Below are 19,078 nucleotides of genomic sequence, written 5' to 3' on the forward strand. Positions count from 1 at the left end.
GGAGTTACCCCCATGACGGACGCCACGACGGGCCCCACGACCGGCGCCGCGACCGCCGAGGAGCAGGCCGCCCCGCCCGCCCCCAGCGTGTGGCGCAACGCCGACTTCACCCGGCTGTGGACCGGGCAGACCGCCTCCCTGTTCGCCGCCCAGGTCAGCGAACTCGCGCTGCCCCTGGTCGCCGTGCTGGCCCTGGCCGCCAGCTCCGAACAGGTCGGCCTGCTCACCTCGGTGGTCAAACTGCCCTACCTGCTGGTCTCGTTGTTCGCGGGCGTGCTCGTGGACCGGGCCCGGCGCAAGAACATCCTCATCGCCACCGACCTCGGCCGCGCGCTCGTGCTGTCCGTCGTGCCCGTCCTGTACTGGACCGACCGGCTCGGCATCAGCTGGCTGTACGTCCTCGGCTTCCTCGCCGGCTGCGGCAGCGTGCTGTTCGACGTGGCCGGACAGGCCTACCTCCCCCGGCTGGTGGAGCGCGAGCAGCTCACCCGGGGCAACTCGGCGCTCGGCGCCAGCCAGTCCGCCGCCACCATCGGCGGGCCCGCGCTCGGCGGTGTGCTGGTGCAGTGGCTGACCGCGCCCGTCGCGGTGCTGGCCGGCGCGGTGTCGTACCTGGTCTCCGCGCTGACCATCGCCACCATCCGGCACCAGGAGGACCGGGCCGAGCACGCCGAGGGTGCCACGCCCGCCGGGACACTGAGCGAGGTGTGGGCGGGCCTGAGGTTCGTCTTCGGCAACGAACCGCTGCGCGCCATGACGATCATGGCCTCGATCTTCAACCTGTCGTTCACCGCGCTGGAGGTCGCCTTCGTCCAGTTCATGCCGCGCACCCTGGGCCTGTCGGCAGGCGAGATCGGCCTGGTGATGGCCGCGCTCGGCCCCGGCTTCCTGGTCGGCGCGGCCTTCGCGGGCCGGCTGCCGCAGCGGTTCGGCTACGGCCGCACCATGCTCACCACCGCCGCCATCGCCAACCTCGTCATGCTCGGCCTCTCCGCCGTGCACGGCTCCGGGTTCCTGGCCGTCGCCACCCTGATGCTGATCAACTTCCTGTTCGCGTCCTTCGGCGTCGCCAACAACGTCACCGTGCTCAGCATCCGGCAGACCCTCACCCCCGACTCCCTCCAGGGCCGGGTCGCCGCAACCAACCGTTTCGTCGCCATGGGCATCGCCCCCGTCGGCGCCCTCCTCGGCGGCCTGCTCGGTGGCGCCCTCGGCCTGCGCGCCACGGTCCTGATCACCGCGATCGGCCTGTCCTCGGCGCTGGTCCCGCTGGCCCTGTCCTCGCTGGCCCGGATCAAGTTCGCCCTTCCGCCCCAGATCCCGTCCGAGACCACGCCCGAGAGCAAGGAAGCAGCCTGATGTCCCAGTCGTACGACACCCAGGAGACCCCCGACAGCACCGAGCCGCGCCATCTCGTGGTCGTCAACCACGAGGAGCAGTACTCGGTGTGGCCCGCCCCGCTGCCCGTGCCCGACGGCTGGCGCGCCACCGGCTTCGAGGGCACACGCGCCGACGCCCTCGCGCACATCGAGACCGTCTGGACCGACCTGCGCCCGCTCAGCCTGCGCTGACCCGCACCGACGACACGCCCCGGAAGGCCCCGCGATGGACTTCAGCCTCTTCTACTTCGCCGACGGAAGCGTTGGCGACGGCGTCGGCGACAGCGGCGCCGGCCGCTACGACCTGCTGCTCGAAGGCGCCAAGTACGCCGACACGCACGGCTTCTCGGCCGTGTGGACGCCCGAGCGCCACTTCCACCCCTTCGGCGGGCTCTACCCCAACCCGTCGGTGACCGGCGCCGCCGTCGCCACCGTCACCGAACGGGTCGCCGTCCGCGCGGGCAGCGTGGTCGCCCCGCTGCACCACCCGCTGCGCATCGCCGAGGAGTGGTCGGTCGTCGACAACCTCTCCGGCGGCCGGGCCGGGCTGTCGCTGGCCTCCGGCTGGAACGCGGTCGACTTCGCGCTGCGCCCCGAGGGCTACGCGGGCCGCAAGACCGCCGTCATCGACGCCGTGGAACAGGTGCGCGCCCTGTGGCGGGGCGAGCCCCTTTCCGTCACCGACGGCGCCGGAAACCCGGCCGAGGTACGCGTCTTCCCGCCGCCCGTCCAGCCCGAGCTGCCGGTGTGGGTGACCAGCGCGGGCGGCCCCGAGACGTTCCGCGCGGCCGGCGCGGCGGGCGCCGGGGTGCTGACCCATCTGCTCGGCCAGGACGTCGACCAGCTCGCCGAGAAGATCGCCCTGTACCGCAAGGCGCTCGCCGAACGCCCCGGCCACGACGGGTGGCCCGGCCATGTGGCGCTGATGCTCCACACCTACCTGGGCGAGGACCCCGAGAAGGTGAAGGAGACCGTCCGCGAGCCGTTCACCGCCTACCTGAAGAGCTCCTTCGGCCTCATCGCCCGCTCGGCGGGCAGCATCCTGTCCGGCTTCGACCCCGACAAGCTGCGCGAGTCCGACATCGACTTCCTGGTCCGGCGCTCCTTCGACACGTACTACACGACCAGCGGCCTGTTCGGCACGGTCGAGCAGGCCTCGGCCGTCGTGGAACGGGCGCGGGCCGCCGGGGTCGACGAACTGGCCTGCCTGATCGACTTCGGAGTGGGCAAGGACGAGGTGCTCGCCGGTCTGGAGCACCTGAACGCGCTGCGCGGGGCCGCCGCGTGACGGTGTCCACGGCGGCCGAGCGCACCGCGCTGTTCCGGCGCACGGCGGGCCGGTTCCCGACCGGGGTGACCGTGCTGACCACGTTCGCCGACGGCGAGCCGTACGGCATGACGGCCAACGCCTTCATGACGCTCTCCCTCGACCCGCTGCTGGTCGCCGTCGGCATCGGCGTCCGCTCCCGCGCACACGCCCATGTGCTGCGCTCGGGCCGGTTCGCGGTGACCGTGCTCAGCGACCGGCAGACGGCCGCCGCACGCCGGTTCGCCGACCCCGCGCGGCCCGTCGGCGAGGCCGCGTTCGCCGCCGACCACTGGACGGCGGGCCCGGTCACCGGCTGCCCGGTCCTGCCGGACGGCGTCGGCTACTTCGACTGCGCGGTGCACGCCGCCCACCCCGCGGGCGACCACACCCTCGTCGTCGGCCGGGTGGAGGACTTCGGCCCGCTCGGCGGCCAGCGCCCGCTGGTCTTCGCCGACGGCGCCTTCGCCGCCACCGACCCCTCCCTCAGCCCACCCGGACCCCTCGGAGCACGTACATGAGCAAGGCATCCATCGCCTGGGACCCGCGCGACTCGCGGGGACCGGCCCGCCCGGTGCCGGGCGCGGTGCGCGGCGGCACCCTGCGCATCCTGCGCGACGGCGACTACGACCACCTGGACCCGCAGCGCATCCAGACCCTCCAGGCCACCGCGCTCGGCCACCTCCTCTTCCGCACCCTGACGATGTTCGCCGAGGACGGACAGGGCGGCTGGCGGCTGGTCGGCGACCTCGCCGAGCACCCCGGCCGGGACGTCGAAGGCGACGGACGCACCTGGGAGTTCACCCTCAAGCCGGGCCTCAGATACGAGGACGGGCGGGAGATCACCGCGGCCGACGTGGCTCACGGCATCGCCCGCTCCTTCGAGGAGTCCCTCGCCGACGGCCCGCACCACCTCCAGGACTGGCTGCGCGCGGGCGGCCCCTACGCGGGCCCCTTCACCGACGGCACCGACCAGGTACCGGGCCTGGAGGTGCCGGACGCGCGCACCCTGGTGTTCCGCTTCCCCGAGCCGCGCCCCGACCTGCCGTTCGCCGCGTCCCTGGTGACCACCGTGCCGGTCCCCAGGGACGCCGACACCGGCGAGAGCTACGGCAAGGCGCCGCTCGCCTCCGGCCCGTACCGCATCGCCGCGCACGTCCCCGGCGAGCGCCTGGTGCTGGAGCGCAACCCGCACTGGGACCCGGCCACCGACGCCGTACGGCACGACCACCCGGACCGGATCGAGATCGAACTCGGCGTCGAAGGGGCCGCGCAGAACCGGCGCGCCCACGCCGACGAGGGCACGGACGCCTTCGCCGTCGCCGAGAACAACGCCCCCGAGGAGGTCGCCGCGGCGCTGCTGGCCGACCCGTCCGTGGCCCCCCGGCTGCGCCGCGACCGCACCCCGCTCGTCTGGTACCTGGCGATCAACACGGCCCGGGTGACGGACGTGGAGGTCCGCCGCGAGATCGCCCGCGCCCTGGACAAGGAGGCGGTACTCCACGCGATGGCCGGCGCCACGCAGGGCGAGGTCACGCACACCATCCTCTCCCCGGCCACCATCGGCCACCGCCCCTACCCGGACCCGCACGCGGGCGGCCCACGCGGCATCCCGGACAGCTGGGACGGCCGTACGCTCAGGCTGCTCAGCCGCGACGGCGCGTACTTCACCGCCGGCGCCCGGGAGGTCCGGCGTGCCCTGGAGGCGGCCGGCTTCGCCGTCGAACTGGTGGAGATCGAACGGCCCCGGCACAACGCGGCGGTCCTCACCCGCGGCCACGACCACGACCTGTACCTGATGTGCCAGGCCGCCGACTGGCCCGGCGCGTCGACCCTGCTCACCGGCTTCGACGGACGCACCCTCCGGGCCGCCGGGAACGCCAACTACACCTACCTCGACGACCCGGACGTCAACGCCGAGATCGCCCGGATCTCCGCCCTGCCCGCCGACCGCGCCGCCGCCGAATGGGCGGCCCTGGACGAGACCCTGACGAGCCGTCATGTGCCGCTGGTACCGGTCTTCTCCTACCTGCACCTGGCGGTCAGCGGCTCGCGGGTCGGCGGGGTGTTCACCTCGTCGTTCCTCGGTACACCGGTGTACTACGACGCGTACGTGACGCCCGCACCGCGGGACGGCGAAGGCGGCGGCCGTGGCTGACGCGCGCACCCTCTACGAGCGGTTCACCGCGTCCGCCGACGCCCACCCCGGGCGGCCCGCGCTGGAAACCGCCGGCCGCGTCCTCGACTACGCGGCCCTGCGCCGCCTCGCCGAGCACACCGCGGCCCGGGTACTGGAGGCCGCCGGCGGGCGGCGCCCCGAGCGCGTCGGCGTCCTCGCCAACCGCGGCGTCGCCGCCTACGCCGGGTACCTGGCCGCCCAGCGGCTGGGCGCGGCAGCCGTACCGCTGGGCCCGGAGGTGGCCCCGGCCCGGCTCACCGCCATCGCCCGGCTGGCGGGACTGGACGCGGTGCTCGCCGGGCCGGAGGCGTCCGGCCCGGCGAGGGAGGCCGCGTTCCCGTGCCCCGTCCTGCCGTTCACCGAGCCCGGCCCCGCGGAACCCCCCGCCGCCCTCCCGTCGTACGCCGCCCGCCCCGACGCGGTCGCGTACATCGTCTTCACCTCCGGCTCCACCGGCACCCCCAAGGGCGTACCGGTGCTCCAGCGCAACGCGGCGACCATGCTCGACTACGCCGTCGACCGCTACGGCATCGGACCCGGCAGCCGCGTCTCGCAGACCTTCGACCTCACCTTCGACCCGACCGCGTGGGACATGTTCACCGCCTGGAGCGCCGGCGCGGCCCTCGTCGTGCCGTCCCGCGCCGAACTGGTCCGGCCGGCCCGCTTCATCCGCCGCCACCGGATCACCCACTGGTTCTCCGTCCCGTCGGTGATCTCCTACGCCCGGCGGCTGCGCGACCTCGCGCCGCACAGCATGCCCGAGCTGCGCTGGACCCTGTTCGGCGGCGAACCGCTCACCCTGGACCAGGCCGCCGCCTGGCGGGCCGCGGCACCCGGCAGCGTGCTGGAGAACCTCTACGGCCCCACCGAGGTCACCGTCGCCTGCACCCAGTACCGCCTGCCCGCCGACCCCGCCGACTGGCCCGCCACCGCCAACGGCACGGTGCCCATCGGCACGCCCTACCCGCACCTGGACGCCCTCGTCCTGGACGAGGACGGCCGCCCGGCGGACGAGGGCGAGCTGTGCCTGCGCGGCCCGCAGCGCTTCCCCGGCTACCTCGACCCCGCCGAGAACCCCGGCCGGTTCCTCCGTTTCGACGGGCGGCGCGGCACGGTGTACGAGGAGCGGCAGGCGCCCGGCGCGGAGCTGTACTACCGCACCGGCGACCGGGTGCGGCGCGGCGCGGACGGCGCGCTGCTGCATCTGGGGCGGCTCGACCAGCAGGTGAAGATCCGCGGCCACCGCATCGAGCTCGGCGACATCGAGGCCGCCCTGCGCACGGCCCCCGGCGTCGCCGAGGCGGTCGTGACGGTCCGGGCCGCCGAGGGCGCCGAGTCCGCCCTGGAGGCCGCCTACACCGGCACCCCGCAGGAGCCCCTGGCGCTGCGCGCCCACCTCGCGGAGCGTCTGCCCGTCTACATGCTGCCGCGCGGCTTCACCCACTTCGACGCGTTCCCGCTGAACGCCAACCGCAAGACCGACCGCCGCGCGGTGGCGGCCCGCCTCGCCGCACGGCAGGACGGGACGGACGGCCGGATCCTGTCAGCCGACGGCTGACAGGGCGGGCCGGGGTTGCCATCCCCCGCCCCCTCTGAGGGAGGATGGCGGGATCCGTACGAAGGGAAAATCACGGTGACCATCGACCCGTCCTCGATTCCGAACTTCGGGGGCCAGCCCGAGCCGCAGCCGCAAGGACCGGCGGGCCCCGTCGTCCCGGATCAGGATCTCGTGAAGCAGCTCCTCGACCAGATGGAGCTCAAGTACGTCGTCGACGACGAGGGTGACCTCGCGGCGCCGTGGGAGCAGTTCCGTACGTACTTCATGTTCCGGGGAGAGGACGAGCAGGCCGTCTTCTCGGTGCGGACCTTCTACGACCGTCCCCACAAGATCGACGAGAAGCCGCAGCTGCTGGAGTCCATCGACGACTGGAACCGGCGCACCCTGTGGCCCAAGGTGTACACCCACACCCACGACGACGGCACCGTCCGCCTCATCGGTGAGGCGCAGATGCTGATCGGCACCGGCGTCGACCTCAACCACTTCGTCTCCTCCACGGTCAGCTGGGTGCGCGCCGCGATCGAGTTCGACAAGTGGCTGGTCGAGCAGCTCGGCCTGGAGCAGGAGGTCAACGAGGCGGAGAAGCCCGAGGACGACGAGGAGTAGGAGCTCAAGGCCTACAGCGGCGTGTGGGCGATCACGACCAGATACGCGCCGTAGACGTAACTGAGCCCGGCCAGGGCGCCGACCACCGCGGTCGCGTGCCAGGGCCGGGCTTTCGCCGTCCGCACCAGGGCCCGGGCAAGCGGCAGCAGCAGCGGGAACGCGGGCAGCAGGAAGCGGGGCTTGGACTCGAAGAACCCCGAACCGCCGAGCGCGATCAGCAGCAGCACGCCGCTGTGCACCAGGAGGGGGAGCGGGGCGCGGTCGAGGAGCAGCAGTACGTACAGCAGGACGGCCACGGCGACGATCACCATCGTCATGGGGAAGACGAAGCGGTTGCCGTGCAGCAGCAACTGCTTGACGAAGTGCAGTGAGCCCCGCCCGAAGTCGAACCGCGACCCCCACAGGCGCTGCACCTCGAAGTAGCCGCCCAGCAGGTCTCCCTTGCGCCGGCCGACCCACAGCACGAACGCCAGCCAGCCCAGGGGGGCGAGCGCGGCGCCCGTCCACAGGCTGTGGGAAACCGGGCGGCGCTCGCGGCGGGCGCGGTACGCCTCGCAGCCCGCCGCGGCGAGCACGGCGGCGGCGACCGCGAAGCCGTTGGGCCGGGACAGTCCCGCCAGCGCGGCCAGGCCGCCCGCCCACACCCAGCGGCCGGCCAGCACCGCGTACAGCGACCAGGCGGCGAACGCGGTGAGCACCGGTTCCGTGTACGCCATCGACAGCACCACCGAGTGCGGCAGCAGCCCCCACAGCAGCACCAGGGCGGTGCCCACCGCCCGCCCGTACAGCCGGGCCCCGACCGCGTACACGCCGCACGCGGCGGCCCCCGCCGCCGTCCACGACACGACCAGCCCCGCCGCGCCGCCGCCCAGCGGGGTCAGCGCGGTGACGACCCGCACCAGCGCCGGGTAGAGCGGGAAGAAGGCCAGGTCGCTGTGGATGACCGTCGGGTGGAAGTACAGAGTGCGCCCGTAGCCGTGCGCGGCGATGCCCAGGTACCAGGAGGAGTCCCAGGACCGGCCGAGCAGCGCCAGCGGCTGTCGTCCGGTGGCCCAGGCGACCAGGGCGAGCACGGTCACCCCGGCCAGCCGAGCGGCGGCGAACAGCCCCAGGGCGACTCCGCTCGCCGCCGCGAGGGACAGTGGCGGCCGGGTGCGGGCCCTGTTGCGGCCGGGGTCGTGCGGGACTGCGGGGGCGGGGATGGCGGTGCTGGCGTGGGTCACACCTCCGCACCTTGCAGCGAGACGGCCACGGACGCGAGACGGGCGCCGCCGAGCGTGTGACGGCGGGGCCCTGGCAAGATCGGCACGACCACACAGCCGACCGGAACGGGGGCCGACATGTTCGGCAAGAAGGAAACGCACGTCGTCGTACTCAACGACTTCGACGACGCCCGCGCGGCACTGCGCGCGGCACTGGAGGAAGCCGACGCGCAGACGGCGCCCGGCCTCCGCCTCGCCCTGGAGATAACGGACGGGATCGGCGCGGGCGTCGACCCACGCGTGCGCTGGACCCGCCGGATCCTCGCCGAGGCACGGATCGACCCGAAGCAACGGGAGATCAACGCGATCCGCGCCGTCCGCCGCGCCGACCCCGGCCTGAGCCTGGTGACAGCGGCCGACCTGGTACGCCGGTGCCAGGCGACCGACGCCTAGCCCCTAAGCCTCACAGGCGCCGCAGGCGTTCCACGGCCTCCTGGAGGACCTTCCGGCGCTTGCAGAAGGCGAAGCGGACGAAGGGGGCGCCGGCCTCGCGGTCGTCGTAGAAGACGACGTTGGGGATGGCGACGACTCCGGCGCGTTCCGGCAGGGCGCGGCAGAAGGAGAGGCCGTCCTTCTCGCCGAGGGGGCGGATGTCGGTGGTGACGAAGTAGGTGCCGGCGGGCCGGAAGACCCCGAAGCCGGCGTCCGCCAGCCCGGCCGTCAGCAGGTCCCGCTTGGCCAGCATGTCGGCGCGGAAGTCGGCGAAGTAGGAGTCGGGGAGGGACAGCGCCTCGGCCACCGCGTACTGGAAGGGGCCCGAGGCCACGTACGTCAGGAACTGCTTGGCCGAGCGCACGGCGGCGACCAGGCCGGGCGCGGCCGTCACCCAGCCGACCTTCCAGCCGGTGAAGGAGTACGTCTTGCCCGCCGAACCGATCGTCACCGTGCGCTCCCGCATGCCCGGGAACGTGGCCAGCGGCAGGTGCTCGGCCTCGTCGAAGACCAGGTGCTCGTACACCTCGTCCGTGACCACCAGCAGATCGCGTTCCACCGCCAGCTCGGCGATGGCGGCGAGTTCCTCCCGGGTGAGCACGGTCCCGGTCGGGTTGTGCGGGGTGTTGATCAGCAGCAGCCGGGTGCGGTCGGTGACGGCCGCGCGCAGCTCGTCCAGGTCGAGCCGGAAGCTCGCCGTCTCGCCGACGTGCGGCCGCAGGGTCACCGGCACCCGCGTGCCGCCCGCCATCGCGATGCTCGCCGCGTAGGAGTCGTAGTACGGCTCGAAGGCGATCACCTCGTCACCGGGCTCCAGCAGCGCGAGCAGCGCGGCGGCGATCGCCTCCGTGGCGCCGGCCGTGACCAGGACCTCGGTGTCGGGGTCGTAGGAGAGGCCGTACCGCCGCCGCTGGTGCGCGGCGATCGCGGTGCGCAGCTCGGGGACGCCCGGGCCCGGCGGGTACTGGTTGCCGCGCCCGTCACGCAGCGCGCGCACCGCCGCCTCCCGCACCTCCTCGGGGCCGTCCGTGTCCGGGAAGCCCTGCCCCAGGTTGATCGACCCGGTCCGCGCGGCCAGGGCCGACATCTCGGCGAAGATCGTCGTCCCGAACTCGGCGAGCCGGCGGTTGAGGAGAGGGCGAGCGCTGGAGGTCATGCCGGTCATCCTGCGCCGAAGCTCTGGACTTCCTCAACTCCGCTTTGGCCCGCGAGACGGATGGGCATCCCCCGTTCACCACAGTCACGGGGGAACGGAAGGAGGGTGACGCCATGACCATCGGCATCATCCTGGCAGTGATCGCGGTCCTGTTCGTCGCGGCCAAGCTGAGCGGCCGGCGCAGGAAGGGGTCCTACGGCAAGGGCTACAGGGGCCGGCCCGCCCGGTCGTCGTCCGGGACGTCCTCGTCCCGCGACGGCGACAACAGCTGGTGGGTGGCCGGGAGCGCGGGCGCCGCCACGTCGTGCAGCTCGTCGTCGGGCGGACACGGCGGTCACCATGGCGGTCACGGGGGTCACGGGGGTCACTCCTGCGGGGGCGGCTCCTCCTGTGGCGGCGGGTCGTCCTGCGGTGGCGGCTCGTCCTGCGGCGGCGGGGGCGGATGCGGCGGAGGCAGCTGACACGGGGCAGCTGAGCTTCATTCTGGGGAAGCCGCATCCGGGCCGCACAACCGAGCGCCCGCCGGGAAGGACATCCGGCGGGCGCTCATCCGTGTGCGCACCCGGCATGTGACTCGGGCACGGGTGCCGTACCCGCTGGTTGAACAGTTGAGCTGTGCAGCCCCCTGAGGGATGGAAACCCCATGAAGTTGGGTAAAAACGCTTTGGCGCCGCCACCGTTCATGATTCCCTCGAAACCCTCTGGGGCCCGGTGTCGACCGAGGTGCGCCGGACCAACTCCCCTTCTCTTCCTTCCTTTTCTTTGCGTGCTAGCGGAGCCGATCCATGCTCACGACCCTGAACACCTCCTACACCGATACGCGTGCCGCCGACCTCGCCTGGGCCCTGGGACGCGAGCCGCTCCCCGCCCTTGCCACCCGCGACCTGGAACTGACCGGCACGAAGCTGCAGTTGAGACTCCTCGGCGCGTCCCACCAGGTGCTCCTGGAGGACGAGCGGGGGAGTTGCTCGGAGACGGTGGCCTGCCTCGCGGGGTCCAGCACGCCGCTCCCGCTGGGCGTCGTCAAGCGGGTGGACGACTGGGAGTACGAGTTCGCGGCCCGCGTGGAGGTCCTCTCACCCCGCTCCTTCGCGCGCCGCGCCCAGGAGTTGCTGGCCCTGGTCTCCGAACACCCGCACGGCCTCGCCGGCGTCTTCCCCGGCAGCCCCCACGCCTTCACCGCCCTCCTGGCCCAGCGGCACGAGGGCCAGGTGCACTGGCGGACCTGGCACGCGTACCCGCAGGACGGGCAGTTGGTGGCGACCCGGACGAAGGTGGGGGTGCGGACACCGGCGGGCGGCCTGGCGGTGAAGTGAAACAAGGCCCCCACGGCACCAGGAGTTTCACACGTGTGGGTGACGAAGCGCAGCGCACCCGTGACGTAACGTCGCAGCGTGATCGATCCGCACGCGCCCGCCCCGCCCGGCACACCGCCGTCCTGGGGCGGCCCCGCGCGGCTGCCCGTCCGGCCGGGGACCGGACGCTTCCTGGTCCTCGCGGGCGTCTTCGTCTGCGCGGCCTGCGGACTCGTGTACGAACTGGAACTCGTCGCGCTCGCCTCCTACTTGATCGGCGACTCGGTCACCCAGGCCTCCGTGGTGCTGTCCGTGATGGTCTTCGCGATGGGCATCGGCTCCCTCGCCGCCAAGCGGCTGCGCCGGCTCGCCGCGGCCGGCTTCGGCGCGGTCGAGGCGGCGCTCGCGCTGGTCGGGGGCTGCAGCGCGATGGCCCTGTACGCGGTCTTCGCCTGGACCGGCGACTGGGGAGGCATGTGGGCCGACGGCCCGCGCTGCCTCCTGGTCGTCTTCTCCCTCGCCATCGGCCTGCTGATCGGCGCCGAGGTCCCACTGCTGATGGAGCTGATCCAGCGTATCCGGCACCAGGACGCGGGCGGCGCGGTGGCCGACCTGTTCGCGGCGGACTACGTCGGCGCCCTGGTCGGCGGCCTGGCCTTTCCCTTCCTTCTGCTGCCCCGGCTCGGCCAGTTGACCGGCGCGCTGCTCACCGGCACGGTCAACCTGGTGGCCGGCGGCGCCCTGGTCCTCGGCCTGTTCCGCCGCGACCTGACCCGCCGGGCCCGCCGGCTGCTGCTGGTCGCCAACCTCGCCGTCCTCGGCGTCCTCGCCTGCGCCGCCGTACTCGTCGACGACTTCGAACGGGCCGCCCGGCACGCGGTGTACGGCCACGACGTACGCGTCGCCCTCCAGACCGGCGTCCAGGAGGTCGTCCTCACCGGCGGCACACATGGCCGGCCGCTCGACCTCTTCCTGGACGGCCGGCTGCGGGTCGCCGGCCGGGACGAGCGCCGCTACCACGAGGCCCTGGTCCACCCCGCGATGAGCGGCCCCCACGCGCGCGTGCTGATTCTCGGCGGCGGGGACGGGCTGGCGGCCCGGGAGGTGCTGCGCCACCGGGACGTGCGCCGCGTGGACGTGGTCGAACTCGACGCCGGTCTGCTCCGCCTCGCCCGCCACGACCCCGCGCTGTCCCGGCTGAACGGACACGTGTACGACGACACCCGCGTCCACGTCACCACGGCGGACGCCTTCCGCTGGCTGCGCGGAGCGCCCCCGGCGGCGTACGACGTGGTCGCCCTGGACCTGCCCGACCCCGGCGTCACGGCCAGCGCCAAGCTGTACTCCGTGGAGTTCTACGGCCTGGCCCGCCGGGTCCTGGCACCGGGCGGTCGCCTGGTCGTGCACGCCGGTCCGGTCTCCGGCCGCCCCCGCGTCTTCTGGACGGTGCGGTCCACGCTCCGCGCCGCCGGACTCGCCACCAGTCCCTACCGCGTCCCCGGCCCCGCCCGCTCCGCCGGCGCCTCCCACGCCCCGCCCGACTGGGGCTTTCTGCTGGCCGCGCCGGGAGCGACCGCACCCCCGCTGCGCCTGGACCCCCGCGCCCCACTCCCGCACACCCTGACCCGGGCCGGCCTGCTGGCCGCCGCCCGCTCGGCCGCCGGTACGCGGGTCGCCGGGCTGCCCGCGTCCACGTTGGTGCATCCGCGCTACTGAGCGGGGTACGCAACCGCCAGTCCTGGGTAGGCTCAGCCGACATGGAGCACGAGGTCTTCCTTCCGGTTCCGGCCGAGCGGCTGAGGGAGGCGCTCGCCGACCCCGCGCGCATCGCCCGGGCGGTTCCCGGTCTCCAGCAGGACGCCGGTGCCGAGCCCGTCGCGGGGCGGCTGAAGGTGCGCGTCGGCAGCCACTCCGTCACCTATCGCGGTGTGCTCCGCGTCTCGCCCGGCCCGGACGGCTCGTACGCCGTCCAGGGCGACGCGACCGAGACCCGCGGCACCGGCTCGGTCGCCCTCGCGCTCACCCTCCGCCTGAAGGACGCGGACGGCGGCACCACCGTCACCGTCGACGGCACCGCCTCCGGCGACGGGCGGGTCGCGGAACTGCCCCGGGACGCGGTGGCCTCGGCGGCGCTGCGGCTGCTGAACCGGTTCCTGGAGGGGCTGGGGGCGCAGGCGGAGCCGGAAGAGGAGGCCGTCGCGGAGACCCCCGTACCCACGCCCGTCCTCGACACCGAGATCCCGCCGCCCTCCCTCGACCCCTCGGCCGATGACGACCTGGACGGCGGTGTCGAGGCGGACATCCACGCCGAGGGCCTCCCCGGAACCGGTGAACCGCCCGCCGAGGCGGCGCACGCACGGCGGACCATGATCGGGCGCAGCGCGGAGGAGGTGGACCACGCGCCGCCGCGCGGCCGGTACGCCCCCGTCCCGGCGCCGCAGACCGTCGCCGCGAACTCCGTGCTGCGCTGGGCGGCCCCGGCGGCGGCGCTGGTGGTGGCGTCGGCGATCGTGGTGGGCCGGGCGCTGCGCCGACGGCGCTGACCGGGTCGGCGGAAGCCCGGCCGCCCTCTTGATCGTCCCGCTAGGGTCGTCACGTGAGTAACAAGGACATCACGCTGACCGCGGGCGACGCGGAAGCGACCCTGCGGCCCGCCCACGGTGGCAGGGTCGGCGGGCTGAAGGTCGCCGGTCTCGAACTCCTCCGGCAGGGCGACCGCTTCGGTTGCTTCCCGATGGTCCCCTGGTGCGGCCGGATCCGGGAGGGCCGCTTCCTGGACGGTGCCACCGTCCACCAGATGCCGCTCAACTCCCCGCCGCACGCCATCCACGGCACCGCCCGCGACGGTGCCTGGCGCACCGCCCGCACCGGCACCGACGAGGCGGTCCTCACGTACGACCTGGTGGAGCCCTGGCCCTTCACCGGCCGGGTCACCCAGGTGGTCACGCTGACCGGGGACAGCCTGACGCTCACCATGTCCGTGGAGACGTACGAGTCGTCCTTCCCGGCGCAGATCGGCTGGCACCCGTGGTTCAACCGCAACCTCGGCGGCGAGGACGTGCTCCTGGACTTCCACCCCGCCTGGCAGGAGGAGCGCGGCGAGGACCACCTGCCCACCGGCAACCGTGTCGAGCCGAAGCCCGGCCCCTGGGACGACTGCTTCGGCATGCCGGGCGGAGTGGACGTCACGCTCACCTGGCCGGGGCAGCTGGAGCTGAGGGTGACCAGCCGCGAGGAGTGGGCCGTCGTCTACGACGAGCAGGAGGCCGCGGTGTGCGTGGAACCGCAGACGGGCCCGCCCAACGGCCTCAACACGCTCCCGCGCCTGGTCACACCGCTGGAGCCGCTGGAGGCCACGACGACCTGGCGCTGGCGGCGGCTGTAGGGACACGCCCTAAGCTGTCCGGCATGACGGACGTACGCGGCGAGCTGCTGCAGCAGATCAAGGACAAGGCCGTGGTGCACGGCAAGGTGACCCTGTCGTCGGGCAAGGAAGCCGACTACTACGTCGACCTGCGCCGGATCACCCTGGACGGCGTGGCCTCGCCGCTGGTGGGTCAGGTCATGCTCGACCTGACCGCCGACCTCGACTACGAGGCGGTCGGCGGGCTCACCCTGGGCGCCGACCCGGTGGCCACGGCGATGCTGCACGCCTCCCACGCGCGCGGGAAGACGCTGGACGCGTTCGTGGTGCGCAAGGCGGGCAAGGCGCACGGCCTGCAGCGCCGCATCGAGGGCACCGAGGTCGAGGGCCGCCGGGTGCTGGCCGTCGAGGACACCTCCACCACGGGCGGCTCGGTGCTGACCGCGGTCGAGGCGCTGCGCGAGGCCGGGGCGGAGGTGGTGGCCGTGGCGACCATCGTGGACCGGGCGACGGGCGCCGCCGAGGCCATCGCCGAGCAGGCCGGCGTGCCCTACCTGTACGCCTACTCGAAGGACGACCTGGGACTCGACTGAGCGGTTATCCACAGGCTGGACAGGGTGTCCGAAGCATCCCGCCACGTCTGGAAAGATGGCCCCGACGATGACGTCACTCCCTAGGTCAGGGCCGTAATCGCAGAACGCCACCCGCACATACAAGGAGCGGACCATGCCCATCGCAACCCCCGAGGTCTACAACGAGATGCTCGACCGGGCGAAGGCAGGCAAGTTCGCCTACCCGGCCATCAACGTGACCTCGACCCAGACCCTGCACGCGGCCCTGCGCGGTTTCGCGGAGGCGGACAGCGACGGCATCGTCCAGATCTCGACGGGTGGTGCCGAGTTCCTGGGCGGCCAGTACAGCAAGGACATGGTCACCGGCGCGGTCGCGCTGGCCGAGTTCGCGCACATCGTCGCCGAGAAGTACCCGGTCAACATCGCCCTGCACACGGACCACTGCCCGAAGGACAAGCTCGACGGGTACGTACGTCCGCTGCTCGCGATCTCCGAGGAGCGCGTGAAGGCCGGCAAGAACCCGCTCTTCCAGTCCCACATGTGGGACGGCTCCGCCGAGACCCTCGCCGACAACCTCGCCATCGCCCAGGAGCTCCTGGAGCGCGCCCGCGCCGCCAGGATCATCCTCGAGGTCGAGATCACCCCGACCGGCGGTGAGGAGGACGGCGTCTCCCACGAGATCAACGACTCCCTGTACACCACGGTCGACGACGCGGTCCGCACCGCCGAGGCGCTGGGCCTGGGCGAGAAGGGCCGCTACCTGCTCGCCGCGTCCTTCGGCAACGTGCACGGCGTGTACAAGCCGGGCAACGTCGTGCTCCGCCCCGACCTGCTGAAGGAGCTGAACGAGGGCGTCGCCGCCAAGTACGGCCGGCCGGCCGGTTCCCAGCCCTTCGACTTCGTCTTCCACGGCGGCTCCGGCTCCACGGAGGAGGAGATCGCGACCGCGCTGGAGAACGGCGTCGTCAAGATGAACCTCGACACGGACACGCAGTACGCCTTCACCCGTCCGGTCGCCGACCACATGTTCAAGAACTACGACGGCGTCCTGAAGGTCGACGGCGAGGTCGGCTCCAAGAAGACCTACGACCCGCGCACCTGGGGCAAGCTGGCCGAGGCGGGCATGGCCGCCCGGGTCGTCGAGGCCACGCGGAACCTGCGGTCGGCGGGCAACAAGATCAAGTAACCGTTCGCGGTACTGCACTTCCCGGCGAGCCCGGCGTCTGTCTACGACGCCGGGCTCGCTGTATACCTGGGGGCATGCCCGATGTCCGGCTGGCCTCCCCGCAGGGCAAGTGGATCGTGCTGACCACCGTCCTCGGCTCCAGCATGGCCCTGCTGGACTCGACCGTCGTCAACGTCGCGCTGCCCCGCATCGGCCAGGACCTGAACGCGGACCTGGCCGCCCTGCAGTGGACGGTCAACGCCTACATGCTGACGCTGGCCGGCCTGATCCTCCTGGGCGGTTCGCTGGGCGACCGCTACGGCCGCCGCCGGATCTTCGTCCTCGGCGTGGTCTGGTTCGCCGTCGCGTCCCTGCTGTGCGGGCTCGCCCCGAACGCGGGCGTCCTGATCGCCGCCCGCGCCCTGCAGGGCATCGGCGGCGCACTCCTCACCCCCGGCTCCCTCGCCCTGATCCAGGCCTCCTTCCACCCCGACGACCGCAGCAGGGCGGTCGGCCTGTGGTCGGGCTTCGGCGGGATCGGCGCGGCCGTCGGCCCGTTCCTCGGCGGCTGGCTGGTGGACGGCCCCGGCTGGCGCTGGGTCTTCCTGATCAACATCGCGCCGGCCGTGCTGTGCGTCCTCGTCGCCGTACGCCATGTCCCGGAATCCGCCGACAGCGCCGAGCACGGCCGCTTCGACGTCCTCGGCGCGACCCTGGCCGCGCTGGCCCTGGCCTTCCTGACCTACGCCCTGATCGAGGCCCACGGCGGCTCCCTGGTCGTGACGCTGACCGGGCTCGCCGGAGTGGCGACGGCCGCCGCCTTCGGCTACGTCGAGAAGCACCGCCCCGACCCCATGCTGCCGCTCGACATCTTCGCCTCGCGCCAGTTCACGGCCGTCAACCTGGTCACCCTCTGCGTCTACGCGGCCTTCGGCGGCTTCTTCTTCCTCACGGCCCTCCAGCTCCAGGTCGTGGCCGGCTACTCACCCCTCGCGGCCGGCACCGCCCTGCTCCCCACGACCGCCCTGATGCTGCTGTTCTCCGCCCGCTCCGGCGCCCTCGCCGACCGCATCGGCCCGCGCCTGCCCCTCACCGTCGGCCCCCTGCTCTGCGCGGCGGCGATGCTCCTGATGCTCCGGGTCGGCGAGCACGCCGACTACCTCACCGACGTCCTGCCCGCCCTGCTGGTCATGGGCACCGGCATGGTCACCCTGGTCGCGCCCCTCACCGCCACCGTCCTCGCCTCCGTCGACACCACCCGGGCGGGCCTGGCCAGCGGCATCAACAACGCCGCGGCCCGCGCGGCCGGGCTGGTCGCCGTCGCCGCCCTGCCCCTCCTGGCCGGCATGGGCCCCGACGCCTACCGCTCGCCCTCCGCCTTCGACGCCGCCTTCGACCGGGCGATGCCCATCTGCGCGGGCGTCCTGGTCGCCGGCGCCGCCCTGGCCTTCGCCTTCGTACGCCGCCCGGCACCGGGCTGCCGACGCCCCGAATGCCGCAGGCACGGCAGCGTGACGGCCCCGCCGCTGGAACGCGGGGCCGCTCCCTCCAACTCGCGGTGATTACCGCTTCAGCTCGGTGTACGCCTCGGCGCTGCTGTCCTTGAGGAACTGCCAGCAACGCTCCGTCTCGTCCTTCTCGTCGATCTCGCCCGCGGCACGAGCGAGGGCGGCGAGGCAGCGCAGGAACCCGCGATTGGGCCGGTGGTCCCAGGGGATGGGGCCATGCCCCTTCCACCCGGCCCGGCGCAGCGCGTCCAGACCGCGGTGATAGCCGGTCCGGGCGTACGCGTACGACTCGACCACTCGCCCGGCCTCGAAGGCGTCGTCCGCGAGCATCGCCCAGGCGAGCGAGAACGTCGGATACTTCGCCGCGACCTCGGCCGGCGCCTCGGACTCCTCGCCCAGCAGGCGGTACGCCTCTACGTTCTCCGGCAGGTACGTCGGCTCCGGGCCGCCGAGCAGGTTCTTGTGCGTCGTCATGCGAGCAGTCTGCCACTTGCGCGGAGCCATTCGGGATGCCCCTGCCGGTGCACCGGCACCTGCCCGAAGACGTCATGGTGCCTTTGGTGCCGTTCTCGCGAACGGAAGTGGACGAAGCCACTCGGGGTGAATATATCTGTGCCCGCGAGATGAGAGTTTGGCGGACCGCGCTCGCAGAGTTTTTGCCACAGTGAACAGAGCGCAATTATTTGACGCCCACAGGTCGTTCCGGCGTGCTACCGTCTATCTCAGTTGCAGTGTGGTTCCCGAAACTTCAAGTGCCCTCTGGTCGGCCTCGGCCGCTGGAAGCACTTTTGTATTTCCGGTCTTTTTTCCGGGCGGGGTGATCATCGCGGCGACACGGCGTCCGCGCAGTGCGGATCCCGATGGACTGCCCCGAAGGAGATATGACATGGCCAGTGGAACCGTGAAGTGGTTCAACGCGGAAAAGGGCTTCGGCTTCATCGAGCAGGACGGTGGCGGAGCCGACGTCTTCGCCCACTACTCGAACATCGCCGCCCAGGGCTTCCGCGAGCTGCTCGAAGGCCAGAAGGTGACCTTCGACATCGCGCAGGGCCAGAAGGGCCCGACGGCGGAGAACATCGTTCCCGCCTGACACTGACGCGTATTCTCCAGCTGGGGCCCGCATCCTCCGGGGTGCGGGCCCCAGCTGCACGCAACTCCCGGCAGTGTTTCACCTCTGGGACGACTCCGAGGAATCCGCAGGCTCATCGCACACGGATCCCCCTTCAAGGGATGCAGACGCACCCCTTCACCGCCTGGACCGCGGTCGACGCCCGGATTTGGCGCCCACGTCGCGCT

At 72.9% G+C, this 19,078-nt stretch carries 20 protein-coding genes; 17 read left to right on the forward strand and 3 right to left on the reverse strand.

The window, feature by feature from the left end:
* The first annotated feature begins 12 nt into the window (after positions 1-12).
* From ACZ7L0_RS16485 to ACZ7L0_RS16515, 7 genes are all read left to right on the forward strand, one after another.
* On the forward strand, positions 13-1,359 hold the full coding sequence (locus tag ACZ7L0_RS16485; protein WP_471243142.1) for an MFS transporter: 1,347 nt from the start codon (positions 13-15) through the stop codon (positions 1,357-1,359).
* Positions 1,359-1,571 carry an MbtH family protein gene (locus tag ACZ7L0_RS16490; protein WP_471243143.1) on the forward strand — a complete coding sequence of 71 codons (213 nt, stop codon included), beginning with the start codon at positions 1,359-1,361 and terminating at the stop codon, positions 1,569-1,571. The genes ACZ7L0_RS16485 and ACZ7L0_RS16490 overlap by 1 nt, the downstream gene beginning before the upstream one ends.
* A 34-nt stretch (positions 1,572-1,605) precedes the next feature.
* On the forward strand, positions 1,606-2,667 hold the full coding sequence (locus tag ACZ7L0_RS16495) for a MupA/Atu3671 family FMN-dependent luciferase-like monooxygenase (RefSeq protein WP_471243144.1): 1,062 nt from the start codon (positions 1,606-1,608) through the stop codon (positions 2,665-2,667).
* On the forward strand, positions 2,664-3,206 hold the full coding sequence (locus tag ACZ7L0_RS16500; protein WP_471243145.1) for a flavin reductase family protein: 543 nt from the start codon (positions 2,664-2,666) through the stop codon (positions 3,204-3,206). Before ACZ7L0_RS16495 ends, ACZ7L0_RS16500 begins: the two co-directional genes overlap by 4 nt.
* Positions 3,203-4,843, forward strand: a complete 1,641-nt coding sequence (locus ACZ7L0_RS16505; protein WP_471243146.1) for an ABC transporter substrate-binding protein — start codon at positions 3,203-3,205, stop codon at positions 4,841-4,843. The genes ACZ7L0_RS16500 and ACZ7L0_RS16505 overlap by 4 nt, the downstream gene beginning before the upstream one ends.
* The gene (locus tag ACZ7L0_RS16510; RefSeq protein ID WP_471243147.1) at positions 4,836-6,422 is read left to right on the forward strand and encodes an amino acid adenylation domain-containing protein; all 1,587 of its coding nucleotides are present in this window, start codon (positions 4,836-4,838) and stop codon (positions 6,420-6,422) included. Before ACZ7L0_RS16505 ends, ACZ7L0_RS16510 begins: the two co-directional genes overlap by 8 nt.
* A gap of 75 nt (positions 6,423-6,497) precedes the next feature.
* Positions 6,498-7,028, forward strand: coding sequence for a type III secretion system chaperone family protein (locus ACZ7L0_RS16515; RefSeq protein WP_471243148.1), 531 nt, complete (start codon positions 6,498-6,500; stop codon positions 7,026-7,028).
* Between the two features lie 11 nt (positions 7,029-7,039).
* On the opposite strand, the gene ACZ7L0_RS16520 is transcribed toward ACZ7L0_RS16515, so the two are convergent.
* The gene (locus ACZ7L0_RS16520; protein WP_471243149.1) at positions 7,040-8,251 is read right to left on the reverse strand and encodes a hypothetical protein; all 1,212 of its coding nucleotides are present in this window, start codon (positions 8,249-8,251) and stop codon (positions 7,040-7,042) included.
* 117 nt (positions 8,252-8,368) lie between these two features.
* On the opposite strand from ACZ7L0_RS16520, the gene ACZ7L0_RS16525 reads away from it, so the two are divergent.
* On the forward strand, positions 8,369-8,683 hold the full coding sequence (locus ACZ7L0_RS16525; RefSeq protein ID WP_471243150.1) for a hypothetical protein: 315 nt from the start codon (positions 8,369-8,371) through the stop codon (positions 8,681-8,683).
* Positions 8,684-8,693: 10 nt separating this feature from the next.
* Here ACZ7L0_RS16525 and ACZ7L0_RS16530 read toward each other — a convergent pair whose 3' ends face one another.
* Positions 8,694-9,887, reverse strand: a complete 1,194-nt coding sequence (locus tag ACZ7L0_RS16530) for a pyridoxal phosphate-dependent aminotransferase (RefSeq protein WP_471243151.1) — start codon at positions 9,885-9,887, stop codon at positions 8,694-8,696.
* Positions 9,888-9,991: 104 nt separating this feature from the next.
* Here ACZ7L0_RS16530 and ACZ7L0_RS16535 point away from each other — a divergent pair, with 104 nt between their 5' ends.
* The 8 genes from ACZ7L0_RS16535 (at position 9,992) to ACZ7L0_RS16570 (ending at position 17,836) form a co-directional block, all read left to right on the forward strand.
* Positions 9,992-10,339 carry a hypothetical protein gene (locus tag ACZ7L0_RS16535; protein WP_471243152.1) on the forward strand — a complete coding sequence of 116 codons (348 nt, stop codon included), beginning with the start codon at positions 9,992-9,994 and terminating at the stop codon, positions 10,337-10,339.
* Positions 10,340-10,663: 324 nt separating this feature from the next.
* On the forward strand, positions 10,664-11,194 hold the full coding sequence (locus ACZ7L0_RS16540) for a DUF2617 family protein (RefSeq protein WP_471243153.1): 531 nt from the start codon (positions 10,664-10,666) through the stop codon (positions 11,192-11,194).
* 78 nt (positions 11,195-11,272) lie between these two features.
* Positions 11,273-12,889, forward strand: a complete 1,617-nt coding sequence (locus ACZ7L0_RS16545) for a polyamine aminopropyltransferase (RefSeq protein WP_471243154.1) — start codon at positions 11,273-11,275, stop codon at positions 12,887-12,889.
* A gap of 41 nt (positions 12,890-12,930) precedes the next feature.
* On the forward strand, positions 12,931-13,716 hold the full coding sequence (locus tag ACZ7L0_RS16550) for an SRPBCC family protein (RefSeq protein WP_471243155.1): 786 nt from the start codon (positions 12,931-12,933) through the stop codon (positions 13,714-13,716).
* Between the two features lie 53 nt (positions 13,717-13,769).
* Complete coding sequence (locus ACZ7L0_RS16555; protein ID WP_471243156.1) at positions 13,770-14,558, forward strand: aldose epimerase family protein; 789 nt, start codon at positions 13,770-13,772, stop codon at positions 14,556-14,558.
* A 23-nt stretch (positions 14,559-14,581) separates the two neighbouring features.
* Complete coding sequence (gene pyrE / locus ACZ7L0_RS16560; RefSeq protein WP_471243157.1) at positions 14,582-15,130, forward strand: orotate phosphoribosyltransferase; 549 nt, start codon at positions 14,582-14,584, stop codon at positions 15,128-15,130.
* Between the two features lie 133 nt (positions 15,131-15,263).
* Complete coding sequence (gene fbaA, locus ACZ7L0_RS16565) at positions 15,264-16,295, forward strand: class II fructose-bisphosphate aldolase (RefSeq protein ID WP_471243158.1); 1,032 nt, start codon at positions 15,264-15,266, stop codon at positions 16,293-16,295.
* Positions 16,296-16,369: 74 nt separating this feature from the next.
* A complete protein-coding gene (locus ACZ7L0_RS16570) occupies positions 16,370-17,836 on the forward strand; it encodes an MFS transporter (protein WP_471243159.1) in 1,467 nt (488 codons plus the stop codon).
* Here the strand turns inward: ACZ7L0_RS16570 and ACZ7L0_RS16575 are convergent, their stop codons facing one another.
* Positions 17,837-18,256, reverse strand: a complete 420-nt coding sequence (locus ACZ7L0_RS16575; RefSeq protein WP_471243160.1) for a DUF3151 domain-containing protein — start codon at positions 18,254-18,256, stop codon at positions 17,837-17,839.
* 412 nt (positions 18,257-18,668) lie between these two features.
* Here ACZ7L0_RS16575 and ACZ7L0_RS16580 point away from each other — a divergent pair, with 412 nt between their 5' ends.
* Positions 18,669-18,872 carry a cold-shock protein gene (locus ACZ7L0_RS16580; protein ID WP_018529187.1) on the forward strand — a complete coding sequence of 68 codons (204 nt, stop codon included), beginning with the start codon at positions 18,669-18,671 and terminating at the stop codon, positions 18,870-18,872.
* Positions 18,873-19,078: the final 206 nt, after the last annotated feature.

Source organism: Streptomyces sp. NPDC039424, assembly GCF_055639495.1.

Coding starts and splice junctions, on each gene's coding strand:
- ACZ7L0_RS16485 (WP_471243142.1), top strand. CDS start 13: ATGACGGACGCCACGACGGGCCCCACGACCGGCGCCGCGACCGCCGAG.
- ACZ7L0_RS16535 (WP_471243152.1), top strand. CDS start 9,992: ATGACCATCGGCATCATCCTGGCAGTGATCGCGGTCCTGTTCGTCGCG.
- ACZ7L0_RS16540 (WP_471243153.1), top strand. CDS start 10,664: ATGCTCACGACCCTGAACACCTCCTACACCGATACGCGTGCCGCCGAC.
- ACZ7L0_RS16525 (WP_471243150.1), top strand. CDS start 8,369: ATGTTCGGCAAGAAGGAAACGCACGTCGTCGTACTCAACGACTTCGAC.
- ACZ7L0_RS16575 (WP_471243160.1), bottom strand. CDS start 18,256: ATGACGACGCACAAGAACCTGCTCGGCGGCCCGGAGCCGACGTACCTG.
- pyrE (WP_471243157.1), top strand. CDS start 14,582: ATGACGGACGTACGCGGCGAGCTGCTGCAGCAGATCAAGGACAAGGCC.
- ACZ7L0_RS16490 (WP_471243143.1), top strand. CDS start 1,359: ATGTCCCAGTCGTACGACACCCAGGAGACCCCCGACAGCACCGAGCCG.
- ACZ7L0_RS16550 (WP_471243155.1), top strand. CDS start 12,931: ATGGAGCACGAGGTCTTCCTTCCGGTTCCGGCCGAGCGGCTGAGGGAG.
- ACZ7L0_RS16505 (WP_471243146.1), top strand. CDS start 3,203: ATGAGCAAGGCATCCATCGCCTGGGACCCGCGCGACTCGCGGGGACCG.
- fbaA (WP_471243158.1), top strand. CDS start 15,264: ATGCCCATCGCAACCCCCGAGGTCTACAACGAGATGCTCGACCGGGCG.
- ACZ7L0_RS16580 (WP_018529187.1), top strand. CDS start 18,669: ATGGCCAGTGGAACCGTGAAGTGGTTCAACGCGGAAAAGGGCTTCGGC.
- ACZ7L0_RS16495 (WP_471243144.1), top strand. CDS start 1,606: ATGGACTTCAGCCTCTTCTACTTCGCCGACGGAAGCGTTGGCGACGGC.
- ACZ7L0_RS16570 (WP_471243159.1), top strand. CDS start 16,370: ATGCCCGATGTCCGGCTGGCCTCCCCGCAGGGCAAGTGGATCGTGCTG.
- ACZ7L0_RS16530 (WP_471243151.1), bottom strand. CDS start 9,887: ATGACCGGCATGACCTCCAGCGCTCGCCCTCTCCTCAACCGCCGGCTC.